A 13,306-nucleotide genomic window follows, 5' to 3' on the forward strand; every position below is an offset into this window, starting at 1 on the left:
TTTTTAAATGAAAAATCTTGTATATTTAAAGCGTTTTTAAACATGGTTTTTGGGTGTATGCTGATGTTAGAAATCATTATAGTAGCCTTTTAAAATGGATTTTGTGCTGTATTTGGTATATATTTTTCTAGGATTTCTATCATCAAAAGTACATCATTTCCAATTTGTTCATCTTGTGTATTGTAACTAATTTCTAAAATAATTTTTCTTGTTCGTTCTGCTATTTTTTGACTATTTTTAATTGATTGTATATTGTGTATTTTATTTATGATTTTAAAAAGCCATGCGATTTTATCATATGGTGGTGAATGATGGGCAGATTGGAATGATTTTGTCAATTGTTTTGCTGTTTGATTAACAGGTGCTAGAAAGGTGCATCTAGTTAGATTGAGCCAATCTTGAAAATTTAAAATATTGACTGATTTTGTTAGTATATAAGATACATGTTTTAAAAAAGAATGGATGTTTCCTAAAAAATACTCATGGTTTGGATTTTCTAATTTTTTTGGAGCGGTTGGTTGTTTCTTAAAATGCTTTTGAATGGCTAGATGCATTAATTCTATGCTTTTTTTTAATGAAGCTTGTTTGCACTGATCTAAAAAAGGTTTAATGTTTTTGTAGTTATCTAGAATTACACTAGCAATAGCAGTGCAACCGTAGGTGTACGGATTATATTTATTTGTACGGTGAGCTGTTTGAGATATGAGCCATATTTTATTTTTTAAGATTTCTTCAAAATTATCAAATAGTAGAGCTACTTTTTCAGTAAACACAGCAATACCCTCATCTATATATTTATTGTTGCTTAATGCAAATAAATGGGACACTTCGTGGCAAAAATCTTTGTGAAATTGTTGGCTATTTCTAGAGATGAGAGCTAGTGCGATCGAGTTTCCAAAATGCAAGCAAAATTGATGTTTTGATTTTTTGCATAAAATAATGATTCTTGTATTTGATAATGTTTTTTGTAGATGTTGGCTAATATTTTTACATCGATTATATAGCAAGGAGCAATCATTTAGATCTTTTTGCTTTAATGTATAGTTGCTTAGAATATATGTTTTTTTAGCTAAGTAGTACCCATATAAGTTGGAATGCAATATATATTTTAATGAATCTAGATATCTTGGTGGGATTTGATTTTCATAATTATTTTGATTAAGCTGTAATTTGTCTAATATTGTTTGTGGACTAATTTTCCTTATCAAGGGATCCTCCATACCAAATCATGTGGCATATAGATTCTGTTTTGAAGTCGGCTTTGATGAGTGAGCTAACTTTATCATCATAAAAACTTGTCCAATGCAAGGTTGATACTCCCAAATCAGTCAGTATTAATGTGAGTTGTTGGGCGATAATTCCTATTTCAATAAGTGCGAGTCTATAACCGCTAAAACCATACTTAACAACTGTACGTTCCCATACCGATGAGATAAGAATAGCACCTTGTGCATTATGTGCCAAAAGATTATTACCCATACAGCAACAATGACTTATCTCACTAATAGGTATTTTTTCAATTAAAGTGTGCAATGTAGATTGAATAGCATTGAAATGCTTAAGGTTATAGGATGTGTCATTGTGTTCTAGAATATAAATTTCTGATGGATATAAAGCTCCTGGAGATGGATAAGGTCTTTTATAAAAAACAATGTTATGATCCACTGAAGATCGAACTTTTTTATTGATTGCACATGTTTTGAGAGCCTTGAGAATAGATGTGCGATCAAATGGAGCTTTTTGGCTAAATTGATAACTTGATCGCCTTTTATTTATGGCTTTTACAAAGTTTTTTGGTATCTTGATATCGATTACTTCTGTATGTTTAGAAGGCATGACATGATAGTTTTTTGATAATTCTTCAGAACCTCGTTTTGAATCAGTATAACATCCTGTTTTTAGTGCTGTTTCCATAGAACTGATAGGATATAATTTAGTTTGGTTATGAAAATCCATAATATCATTGAGTTCTGATGTTTCAAAGCTAGTTGGTGTAATGTATTTCTTTATCATGATTAAGTATCCTATGGAAAACAGTGGGGGTTTCTATTTAAATTAAGTCTGCTTCCTATGTGAAGAAATTGATATTCACTATGTTCTAAAGATTTTTTTTGTAAAAAATTAAAAAAACAAGAAAGTCTACGCTTGTTAGTATGGATAAAAGATTGTCCAGCATATAAAGGTTGTAGTCCACTAGCCATACATCGGATAATTTCAAAACCTAATGATTTTACATCTGGCATTGCAACATCTATGGCTAGTGGGATGAATTGATTTTTTACAAGTTTTTGAATAAGTGTTTCCGTATTATTATTATCAGATATGTTACTCCATTCTATAGGAAAATCTAAGAGTTCATAGGATTGTTGGGTATGCCAAAGATATTGAGAACTGCGATCTAATCTAAGATACCATGAGACATGATCTTTAAAATTATCAATATCAGTTATTTTCTTGATTTCTAATTTACTTCTTTTCATTTCTAGGCACCAATTGAATGTGTGGAAAGCCTCAATCATAGCTTTTTTTAGTGCTTGTTTTACATTAGTATGACAAGAACATCCGGTTGCAATGCCACCATCTTTTGCTGTTATAGTACAAGCAATGACAGGAATTTCAAATTGGTTCATTAAAGCAAATGTTTTAATACTTAATCCGGTTCTTAAAATTTCTTCAGAAAACTCATTTGGTAGTTGACTTAATACAAAACAATTGTTTAGGCATAATGGAGTAATTCCACAGAGCCAATAGCATGCATAGACATCGCGTTCAATTAGTTCGCAAAGACTAGAGAAAATGGCTTTCTCTCTATCTATATGACAAGCTGTTCCAGTGCTGTAAGTTTTGTCGAATCTATTGCATCCTTCATCATCCATAAAAACAAGACTACGAGGGACAAAATGCTCTTGTCCTGTGCTTAGATTTTTGGCAGCAACAAAATGGATTGGGTTAAATTTGGTTTTTTAAAAGGAGCTGTTTTTTTCTTGTAATCATGTTCGGAAAATAAAATAAAGGTTTCTAGAAATTCTTTAGCTCCATATAGGTTAGATGGATAGTCATAAATACTATTTATGTGTGCTGATTGAGAGATGCTATAGCGTTCCAATGCTTCTCCAATTGTTGCCAATAAAGCTTCTTCTTTTGTTAATCCAGCACCAGAAACTTGTCGGTTTGTAATTGGCATTACTCTATCGTTTGATGTTAGAGAACATGGATTTTGAAATTCAGCGACATAAATTTGGATTAATGGTTCTAAATGTTGTGTTGGTATTTCTGTTATATAGGTAATCAACCCACATTCAAAATCTAGTAATAAATCTAATAGTTCGTATATTTTTAACATTAAATCATATCCCTAATGGCACGTTTTGGTGTATTTTTTGAACAATAATCACAAAATGTATTCCGTAATACAATCTTATTTGAATAAGTTCCGTTGATAATGTTCCAACTTTCTAGTAAACCTGGTTTTAAAATATGAAATTGCCTTAGGTGAATAAGTCGTAATGTTCTTAGGAATATATAGGTGGCTAAAGGTTTAACGCACGATCCTAGAGCAATTTTATGGAGTCTTGTATCTCCATTTCTATTAAATGAGAGCATTTCTTCTTTAAAATGAGAGCTTGCCAAACTTCTCTTAAGGTAGCACTCAAAACAGGCACTTTCATCTCTAACATGGATAGGTCCTAAGCGTATCATTTCGTTGTCACACCAAAAAACTAATTTTAATTGGCTGTTATAAGAGATATTCCATTTACTTTTCAAATAATCAATGTTGTCAGTATCTGAGCAAATTAAAACAATATCTGGATTATTATGGCTTACTTTAATTTTTGTATAGTTTTTCATGTATTTTATACATAAAGAAAATAACTCGCCTTCACCAACAATTTGTATTGTTTTAAAATGTGGTATATTTAAAATGGTGTTTCTAACTAAGTATGTTTTATGGGATTCAAACAATAGGTTTGCATCAATGATTTCACTAATTTCATTATCTTCATTAATACACAACGCACCTATATTGATAAATAGATCAAATAGCTGATCGGGGTTATATACACCACTTTGCTTCATGTATGTAATCCAAGCATTTTTATTTTGAGAACCTTTGTAATTTAATATTCTAGATATTATTTTTGAATTATAATCTATTTGGAAAACATTTACTCTCCATGACCACCACAACAACAGCAACAACTACTACTTGTGGAAGAACGTCTCCCAGCACTAATAACCAATGCAGAATCTTTAATAAAATAGTTCTTATCATTGCTATTATAGTAAGCAATTGATAATGGCTTATTAGAATATTTTTTTGAAAGCGATTTTTTTACAATTGTTTGTTTTTTGTTCATTATAAAATCTCCTTTAATGTAAAAATCACAAAAAAACAACTTGATGGAATTATTTTATATTAAAAGTTATATTATTGTTTAGACTTGTTATTAAAAATTTAACTATTTTAACAATAAACATTTATTTTGGTTACAAACTTAAGCACTCTAATACCCCTAATACCACTAACAGTCTTTTTTAAGCTACTTAATTTGAGATAGTTTATTAATTGCTTTATAGACTCGTTCTAGAATGTTTTCTTTAGAATGACTAATATAAGCACTCCCTTGAGTCCACTAAACCATGAAATGTTCTAATTCTTGCCTTAAATCATCATTAGGTTTATTGTCGCCATATTTTTTTTAAAATCTCAATCTTTAAATCAAACGCTAAAGCATACATTTTTAAAACCTTTTTGAAGTATGTCTATTCTAAAACAACTCACTATGACTGCCAAGCCTAACCAAAGTTAAAATATTGCCTTTCACTCTATACACAAGCAAAACATCAGGCTTAATGTGGCACTCTCTACAGCCTTTGTATGTTCCAACTAAAGCGTGGTCTTTAAATCTTTTGTCCAATGGAATTTGATTTCTTAAATTTTCAACCACTAAGTCAAAAACTTCTAACTCAATTTCTTGATTTAAAATATGTTTTTTTAAATCCTTAGTGAATTTCTTTTTTAATTCAATCTCTAGCATTTAAACTCCTAAGAATTAAGAGCGAATTGCCAAATTTCACTAGCATTTTTAGGTTTAAAGTTTTCAGTCGTATTAGGATTATCAATATCTAATAAATCTTTTTTTAACTCATCATTAGGAATATATTTACTAGCTAAATTTTCATCTTTCTTAGCTTGAGAATATTGTTTTTTAATTTCTTTCATTTGTGTTTTAATTTCTAAAACTTTACTTTGATATTTAGCTAATTGTTTTTCTAATTTGCCAAGCTCCTTATAAAATTTAACCCCTATTTCTACATTTTTTAACATCTTATCTCCTTAACTTAATCAATCATAATCACCCCATTATATCCAAATTAATCAAATCCATGCTAAAATAAAAATAATAGGGCAAGGATACTTTGTGTAGCTACAAAGAACGGCGATGTGAAAAATCGCCTATCCTTGCTAGTGGGACACCCCCTAGAACCCCCCATAAATCAAAATTAAGGGATAAGTCAAACAAAACATGCCAAAACTTTCTGATAACAAAAACATAACCAAACGCTTACGACTAAATCAAACAGAATGGCAAACTATCCAAACTCAAATGCAAGAAAAAAATTTAAACTTCTCTCAACTAGTTTTAAATTCTCTTTTAACTCAAAACTCACAAACTCCAACAAAATCTAAAAAACAAAAAGCGATCGCTAATAAAGAACTAGTTATTGAATTAGCTAAGTGGGGAAACAATTTAAACCAAATCGCTAAATGTCTCAACACTAATAAAGGAGTATGGGATAGATTAGGTTTAGAACAACTCATAGAAATCAGTCATCAATTAGAACAAATAAGATCCAAGTATGTTGGTTAAATTTTGGGGCATTAATCAAGGGGGTGGCGATGGTGATGGGAGCGTTAATTACTTGCTTAATGAAAGAGTGAAACAAGGCACAGCCAGAGTTTTAAAAGGCGATGCCAATCTAACTAAAAGCCTTCTACTCTCTCTCACTCAAAAACACAAGGCATGCGTAGGGTGTTTATCCTTTGAAGAGCCTGACATTGATGAAAATCTCAAACACGAATTGATAGAAAGTTTTGAAAACGCTTTACTGACTAAAAAAATGCAAGGGCGTTACAATATCTTATGGGTAGAACACACTGACAAGGGGCGTTTGGAGTTGAATTTTGTTATACCCAAAATTGACTTAGGGAAACAGAAAGCGTTTAACCCTTACTATCACAAAGTGGATTTAAAACGCATTGATACTTGGCAAAATGTAGTTAATCTAAAATACACCTTTACAAACCCCAAAGACCTAGAAAAACAACAAATTAGTAACTACCACAACACAAAGACCCCACAAGGTAAGGCTATCTTTAAGAACTACAAAGAGCTAGATAATTACCTTTACAACGCCGTAACACAAGGCTCATTAAATTCAAGGGCAGAAATAATAGAGCTTTTACAAGCGAGTAATTATGAGATTACTAGACAAGGCAAGGATTATATCAGTGTCAAGCTCCCTAACCAACAAAAAGCCAAACGATTGAAAGGAATAATTTATGATGAACGATTTACTGAACAAAGACTTATTGAACAAGAACTTAGAGAATATAGCCAGAACAAAGATACAAGCCGAGAAAGAGATACAAGAGAAATATCAACAGCTCCTAACACAACACCAAGAGCTACACAATCTCTCATACAAGAGCTTAGAGACTTGGAACAACAACTACACAGACACATTGAATACAAACAACGCTACTATGAAAAATTACATCAATCTACTTCAAAAGATCCAAGAGAGCCTAAAGAACAGCTACCTAGAGTTAGAGACAGCCAACAAAGAACACAACAAAACCATGCAAACGAAACTACAAGAGCTAGAGAAACATATCCACAAGAATCTAGCCAAAAAATCCTTACTGATGCCCTTAAATTTTCTCATGGGATTAGTCATAATGGGAGCAATATCAATGGGGGCATACTTCCTCATCATTCTGCCCTACAAAAACAAGGAATTAGAGCTTTTACGGAAAGAAAATTTGCAACTCAAACAGCGGATAGACCAACTAGAAAACGCCAATCTGCAAAGATTTTACCAACCAATGCCGACCAAGAAATAAGGGGAAAAAATGCAGAACGAATGCTTAAGTATGCTACAGAATGTTTTAATCAGCGAAGTAGAGAACTTACAGAACGAGAAAGAGATCTTACTCAAAGAAAAGAACAGCGAGATAGCAAGTTTAGAGAACGACAGAAACGAGCTATTGATCAAGCTAGAGAAAGTTACAGCAGAATTTCAAAAACTAAGCAACGATTACTTGAAATTAGAGACAGAAACCTTGAACTTGAAAGAGAGCTACGAAACGCTACTTCAAACACACAACACGCTACTAAAGAAATTTCAATCCTTAGAAACGACAGAGAGAGCCGAATTAAAGCAAGTGATACAAACCTTAGAACAGAAAGAAATCACGCTCAAAAACGATTTACAGAGCATGTGCGATCAGATTTTACAGCAAGAATTACAGAATGTTCAGATCAAAGAGTCAGAGGTTTCACAAGCTCAACACAAAGAATTACAAACTCAATTAGAGGATTTAGAGATCACGCTCAAGCAAGAGTTAGAACAATCCTACATAACCTTTATGCAAGAACACGAGATGCAATTAATACAATTAAAAACATCTACAGAAACGCAAAAGAACGAATTAGAGACTTCTTTCAACGAGCAGATGAACGACTTTCAAAGCGAATGGAGCAAGAAACAAGAGACCTTCATACAAAAACAACACAGCTGGATAGAAAGATTAGAGAACACAATCAAAAAATAGAAAACGAGAGAAATTATAGTCGTTGGTATGGGCGTTAAGGATTAAAAAATTCTTTTTTTATATCTTTAAAAATTATTTTAGTGACGCTTTATCGTGTAAAATATACACAAACTACAAAAAATATTATTACGAATATGTAATTAGTAATAAAAAAATCATAATTATGTTATCACCTCCATAATTTTTAAGTCATAAAAGGAGTAAGCCATGAAATTGTCATACCGTAATTAAACTGAAAAATTTTGCACTCTATTTTAGAGTGTAATTGTTCAAAGTTTTATCGGAGTAGAGTTAGTTATTCAAGAAAGGTTATTTGTGCAGTGGTATCAAACTAGTTTTAGTGCATGTGTTGGTCAAACAGATACAGAAAATATTATTGGTCTTGGAACATATTAGTATTGCGTTGATCATAATGAATTTGAGAAATCACTGAGACTCTTGGTTTTTCTGAGAATGAAGAAAAGAATGGCTGAGATAAAAAGTTTTATGGAAACTAGCAAAATAGAACATAATATTTTTGATAAGCTAGTTGCCAATAAACTTATTACCTCATTCATACTAAATCCAAATGACGAACAAAACTTTAAGAACCACCTGTTTATCGATTTGGTGTCAAATAAACCAGAACTAACAATAAATAATTTTAAAAAAACTATTTTCATCATTATTGGTTGTGGAGGTATTGGAAATTTTGTAAGCTATGCTTTAGCAAGTTTTTATCCAAAAAAACTAATATTGTTAGATAAGGATACTGTTGATTTCAGTAATCTTAACCGCCAGTTCTTGTTTGACAAGAATTACATTTCACAGTATAAAACATCTGCCATAAAGCAGGCTCTTTCTAGTAGATTTGGTATCAATATTGAGACAGTAGATGATTTTGCTAGTGAAGACAATCTTGAAGAAATTTTTTCTAAATATAAAAAAGAAAATTTGTTTGGAATTGTTTCTGGAGATAATCCAAACACAGTGCAATTGGCAACAAGATTTTTTTGTAAGTGTCGCATTCCATTTTTAAATATTGGCTATTTAAATGACATATCTCTTATCGGTCCTTTTTATATCCCTTCATTGTCTTGTTGTCCTTTTTGTCATAATAGTTTTGCTCTAGATGATAAAAAAGACGGTGATAAAAATCTAGACATATATCTTATAAATGACCGCATGCAAGCACCATCAAGTTTTTTAAATAACTCTATCGCTTCTAGCCTAGCAATTTCAGATATTATACAATTTATGTCTAATGATTTTAATTCCATAAAATCCCTTAACTGCCGATTTGGAGTTGACAACAAAACTTTCAAAACATACACTTTGCCATCTAGTGTAGATTATAAATGTGCATTTTGCTCTAATCATAATTTATAGAGTTTCTTAATATGAACAAAACACTAAAAGTAAATATACTCTCTTATTACTATGCAACGATACTACTTGTCATTGCCCAATCTTTGCCACACGCCATTTTAACACCATTATTGCTCAATAAAGGATTATCATTAAGTCAAATTATGATCATACAAGCCACCTACAGTTTGTGTGTTTTACTCTCAGAATACCCGAGTGGTGTGTTAGCAGATTTAATAAATAGAAAGATGCTTTTTATCATTTCAAAATTAGTTCTAGTGTGCAGTTTTTTTTGTGTTCTATGGTTAGACAGCTTTGTTAGTATGGTTCTAGCATGGGGCATTTATGGGTTATCAAACGCTCTAGACTCAGGTACCATTGATTCCACTCTTATTACCAACATCAAAGACCAAAAAGAAGATTTATCACCATTCATTGCTAAAAGTCGCCAAATCAGTTTTATAGGGTTGATAATTGGAAGTTGTTCAGGCTCGTTCTTGTATTTAAAATATGGTGTTTCCATGTACTACATATCAGTCTTACTCACATTGCTGTGCCTCTTGGTCATTATTTTATTTTTTAAAGATAATTCTTCTCATAAACTAGAAAAAAACCAACAGTTGCAGATATTAAAACAACATGTAAGGGAAAGTTTTAGAGAGCTAAAAGATAAACCACTTCTTAAAAATCTAATTTTACTCAGTCTAATTTTGCAAATCTTTTTTCAAAGTCATTTTCAATTATGGCAAGCCTACTTGCTAGACAAACAAATTACAGAAAACTACTTGTTTATATTTTATATATTATTTCAAATTATAGGAATTCTCGTTCATTTTTGTAACGCCAACTCGTATAACAGATATATGACTATTACCATGATCTTTTTGACTGGACTTGCTAGTTCACTGTTGCTAAGTATGGACACATTGCTATTTGTTAGTGCCTATATACTCAGTGTTGCCTTGTTTACATACATAGATTTTATTGTAAGTTATCAATTTTCTCTTTATGTCAGTAAAGAGAAAATCTCATCCCTTACTTCTCTAAAATCTAGTGTCTCACGAGTAATTTCTGTTATTATTTTAGGTATAACAAGCTTGGAGCTACTTATTTTTTCTCCGACTATAGTTATCGCTGTACATTTTATAGTCACGCTTATTTTGACATGTGTATTCCTATACAAAGTAAAAATTTAATATATTCAATCTCACGATTTGCTATCTAAAATTACTCTCAATCAACGCAAAACAAAAAAACGATTATTTCTACCACCTACAACTAAAAACGCAAAAAACAAAAGCACGCAAGCAAAAATAAGCGGTTTTACTCAAGAAAAGAAATAGCTAACCATTTCATTGAAATTGTCTTGACTTTGCAAAATGGTGTCTTTCAAATAACCTTTTGTCTTGTGGTATTCTCTAATGCCCCTGTAGTAAAAGGCTTTGTGTTCGTTTTCTATGATGAAAGGCATGATATTGTTTTTCAAACATTCTTTGAACATCACTAATCGCCCCACCCTACCATTGCCATCACTAAAAGGGTGGATCTTTTCAAAAGCCACATGAAAATCTATGATGTTTTCCAAACTCACTTCAAGGTTGCGTTGGTAATTTTTCACAAGATTTGTCAATTCGCTTTCAACTAATTGGGGTCTTGTTGTGGCACTATTGCCTACAAAATTAGGGTGTTTTTTGAAACCACCAATAACTTCATCAGAACAATTCTTTTTCAAGATTTTGTGTAAAGTCTTGAAGTATTCTAAACTCAAAGGTTCTTGATAGCTTTCAAGCAAGTGATTCACGCATTCAAAATGATTGATGGTTTCAAAAATATCATCAAGTTTGATATTGGCGTTTTTTTCAGTTATGAGAACCGATTTGTCAAAAATATGAGCGGTTTGTTCGTAGGTCAAACCGCTTCCCTCAATGCGATTAGAGTTGTAAGAAAATTTGATTTGGATCAGGTGGTAAATGCCATTTTTAATAGCATTCTTTTTTTCATAATTCAGTTTTTCTATGAGTTTGGATAAATCCTTAGTTAGCATGCATATCCTTTCAATTGACTAGTGAGCTTCTTTTGTGTTTCAGTGGTAGTATTTCTTAAACCAATTCTTCAAATGTTTTTCATCTTTAGCGATGAAAGGTTTGAGAAGCTTGTCAGGTTTATCCACATCTTGGATTGAGATGCAAATTCGGTTATCGTTCAGTTTCACGATTCTAGTGATTTTCAGGTAGTTGTTGATCCCCTCAGGGCATTGATCCACGTTGTTGTTAGTGATGTTGATCGTTTTGCCTATGTATTCTTCAAACTCTTTGATAGGCTTGTTAGTGATAGGGTGGATGCTAGGCGGATCAATTTCCAACATGTCTTTTTTTAGGCTGTATCCATTAACAAACAGAAGTTCCAAAGCGAATGTTTTGTTTGACACAAGGAATTTTTGGGGGTTGTTTTTGCTTTTAGGGTAAGAAACATGCAAAAACATTTGATTCTTTTCAAAAGTGGTGTTGTCAATCTGCAAAACGATCCCACTGTCATTGTGCCTGAACTGATAGCCGATCAAGGTTTTCAATTCAAGAAACCTAGCTTCCATAGTGGCTTTTGCGTTTCTTTTAGCAATTTGGTTGTGAATATCCCATGCCACAAGCTTGATGTCTCTTTGAGCGCGTTGCTTGTCGGCTTGTTTTTGTTTCTTATTTTCGCCTTCAGGCAATTGTTCAAAATAAAAGTCAATGTGGGTTACCTTGCGCTTGTCATGGCTTTTGCGTTCTTTCTTGTAGCTCAAGTGTTCAAAAGGGTAGATTTTATGGAGTTCTTTGAGAGCTGGAGTTAAGACTTTTTGATCGATGTTTTCCATTTTGTAATCTTTTGGAATGTCTAAAAGTTCCCTGAATTGAGACCATTCCACGCTCAAAATCCCTGTGCTTTTGTATTGCTTGAGCAAGCGATAGAGCGTTTTAGCGTATTTGCCTCTCACTCTTTGGAATTCTAAAAGATTGAAAGAAGTGTATTGACCCATGCCTAGATTGTTGAGCAGGTATTGGTAGTTATCATTGAGTTGGATTTCTAAATACTTCAAATCTTTGCTAGGTTTGTTCAATTCAATTTTACACCGACTAAAAAGCATGTAATTTTCTTGAATGATTGAAGTTTCTGTCTCGCTAATTTTCCAAAAATCAGCGGTTTTGATGCTATCCCACAGCTTAACAACCACTTCTGATAAACGCTCATTAGAAATGTCTATGTTTAGCATGCGCTTTAAATCTTGCGGTTCAAAACGAATGAGGGTATTCCCTTGATCTTTAAGCCTTTGAAAAATAGCGAATAAAAGATTGGCTTCCCTTTCACTCAATTTCCCTAGATTAACCTTATTGGCGTTATTGTGGTAGGTGATATAGGTTTTATCTTTAGGGGTGCTAACCACTAAATCTTTGCATGGTGTGGGGGTGGTTTGTGGCGCTTTTGTTGGTGTGGGTTTTTCTTTTTCAAACTCATTTGGTAATTTTTCTGTAATTTCTTTGAATTTTTGATTAAAACCGCTCAAAATACTTGGAGTTATCTTGTCTATGTAAGTTTGTATCTTTTGTTTTTGTAGTTTAATTTGTGGGGTTTGTGGGAGCGTATCCAATTCTTTTAATAATTTTCGTAATTCCAATTCTTGTTTTCTAAGCTGTTCAAAATTCGTATTCATGGGAATTTAACCGCCTTTTAATGCTTATTTTTCAAAAGACGATATAATAACAGAAGTGAAACCCTTAAAAAGTCTTGGCGGACTTATAAGGGTTATTAAAACGCTAAGGTTTTAATATAGTGGCTGTGTTAAGATTACCACTAAAATCACTACTATCAAAAATGCTTTCATGGTGTGCCTCCTAACGGAGTGCCACCCGCTACAAACTCCCAACCCACTAGCTTTTAAAGCCAATTGCTCCAAATTTGTTAACACTAGGATTAGCAACCATGTTACACCGCCTCAGGTTGTTATTTTAGCTAAAAATTGTTAATAATCATAACTTTAAAATAAAGAAGTTATGTTAGTGTTGGCAAGAAGTTATGTTAGTGTTGGCAAGAAGTTATGTTAGTGTTGGCAAGAAGTTATGTTAGTGTTGGCAAGAAGTTATG

Annotated in this window: 14 protein-coding genes and 2 pseudogenes; 4 read left to right on the forward strand and 12 right to left on the reverse strand. The window is 32.3% G+C overall.

Annotated features, from left to right (window positions below):
• The 10 genes and pseudogenes from I6852_RS08315 to I6852_RS07635 all read right to left on the reverse strand — a co-directional run.
• Positions 1-77, reverse strand: a pseudogene (locus I6852_RS08315) (ATP-binding cassette domain-containing protein); the annotation flags it as partial.
• A gap of 12 nt (positions 78-89) precedes the next feature.
• Entirely contained in the window at positions 90-1,208 is a 1,119-nt protein-coding gene (locus I6852_RS07600; RefSeq protein WP_231626166.1) for a hypothetical protein, read from the reverse strand.
• Positions 1,192-2,013: a SagB/ThcOx family dehydrogenase gene (locus tag I6852_RS07605; RefSeq protein ID WP_000592968.1), complete on the reverse strand. Its 822-nt coding sequence runs from the start codon at positions 2,011-2,013 to the stop codon at positions 1,192-1,194. The genes I6852_RS07600 and I6852_RS07605 overlap by 17 nt, the downstream gene beginning before the upstream one ends.
• Positions 2,014-2,024: 11 nt before the next feature.
• On the reverse strand, positions 2,025-2,945 hold the full coding sequence (locus I6852_RS07610; RefSeq protein ID WP_331458766.1) for a YcaO-like family protein: 921 nt from the start codon (positions 2,943-2,945) through the stop codon (positions 2,025-2,027).
• Positions 2,918-3,343, reverse strand: coding sequence for a YcaO-like family protein (locus I6852_RS08085; protein WP_231626167.1), 426 nt, complete (start codon positions 3,341-3,343; stop codon positions 2,918-2,920). Before I6852_RS08085 ends, I6852_RS07610 begins: the two co-directional genes overlap by 28 nt.
• Positions 3,343-4,197 (reverse strand): hypothetical protein, encoded by an 855-nt coding sequence (locus I6852_RS07615; RefSeq protein WP_231626168.1) that lies wholly within the window; start codon positions 4,195-4,197, stop codon positions 3,343-3,345. Before I6852_RS07615 ends, I6852_RS08085 begins: the two co-directional genes overlap by 1 nt.
• Positions 4,167-4,358, reverse strand: coding sequence for a hypothetical protein (locus tag I6852_RS07620; protein WP_197292053.1), 192 nt, complete (start codon positions 4,356-4,358; stop codon positions 4,167-4,169). Before I6852_RS07620 ends, I6852_RS07615 begins: the two co-directional genes overlap by 31 nt.
• Positions 4,359-4,465: 107 nt before the next feature.
• Positions 4,466-4,740: pseudogene (locus I6852_RS08245) on the reverse strand (virulence associated protein VapD).
• Positions 4,741-4,769: 29 nt separating this feature from the next.
• Positions 4,770-5,039: a type II toxin-antitoxin system YafQ family toxin gene (locus I6852_RS07630; RefSeq protein ID WP_197292052.1), complete on the reverse strand. Its 270-nt coding sequence runs from the start codon at positions 5,037-5,039 to the stop codon at positions 4,770-4,772.
• 8 nt (positions 5,040-5,047) lie between these two features.
• A complete protein-coding gene (locus tag I6852_RS07635) occupies positions 5,048-5,329 on the reverse strand; it encodes a jhp0828 family protein (protein ID WP_150179173.1) in 282 nt (93 codons plus the stop codon).
• A 199-nt stretch (positions 5,330-5,528) separates the two neighbouring features.
• Between I6852_RS07635 and I6852_RS07640 the strand changes: the two genes are divergently transcribed.
• The 4 genes from I6852_RS07640 (at position 5,529) to I6852_RS07655 (ending at position 10,383) form a co-directional block, all read left to right on the forward strand.
• Positions 5,529-5,873, forward strand: a complete 345-nt coding sequence (locus I6852_RS07640; protein WP_197292051.1) for a plasmid mobilization protein — start codon at positions 5,529-5,531, stop codon at positions 5,871-5,873.
• Positions 5,863-7,878: a relaxase/mobilization nuclease domain-containing protein gene (locus I6852_RS07645; protein ID WP_197292050.1), complete on the forward strand. Its 2,016-nt coding sequence runs from the start codon at positions 5,863-5,865 to the stop codon at positions 7,876-7,878. The genes I6852_RS07640 and I6852_RS07645 overlap by 11 nt, the downstream gene beginning before the upstream one ends.
• Positions 7,879-8,305: 427 nt before the next feature.
• A complete protein-coding gene (locus tag I6852_RS07650; protein WP_231626169.1) occupies positions 8,306-9,208 on the forward strand; it encodes a ThiF family adenylyltransferase in 903 nt (300 codons plus the stop codon).
• 11 nt (positions 9,209-9,219) lie between these two features.
• Complete coding sequence (locus tag I6852_RS07655) at positions 9,220-10,383, forward strand: MFS transporter (RefSeq protein WP_197292049.1); 1,164 nt, start codon at positions 9,220-9,222, stop codon at positions 10,381-10,383.
• A gap of 131 nt (positions 10,384-10,514) precedes the next feature.
• Here I6852_RS07655 and I6852_RS07660 read toward each other — a convergent pair whose 3' ends face one another.
• Both I6852_RS07660 and I6852_RS07665 read right to left on the reverse strand, forming a co-directional pair.
• Entirely contained in the window at positions 10,515-11,231 is a 717-nt protein-coding gene (locus tag I6852_RS07660; RefSeq protein ID WP_197292048.1) for a Fic family protein, read from the reverse strand.
• A 39-nt stretch (positions 11,232-11,270) separates the two neighbouring features.
• Positions 11,271-12,875 (reverse strand): replication initiation protein, encoded by a 1,605-nt coding sequence (locus I6852_RS07665; RefSeq protein WP_197292047.1) that lies wholly within the window; start codon positions 12,873-12,875, stop codon positions 11,271-11,273.
• Positions 12,876-13,306: the final 431 nt, after the last annotated feature.

It is taken from the genome of Helicobacter pylori, from assembly GCF_015904775.1.
In the GTDB taxonomy this organism is placed as follows: Bacteria; Campylobacterota; Campylobacteria; order Campylobacterales; family Helicobacteraceae; genus Helicobacter; species Helicobacter pylori_DM.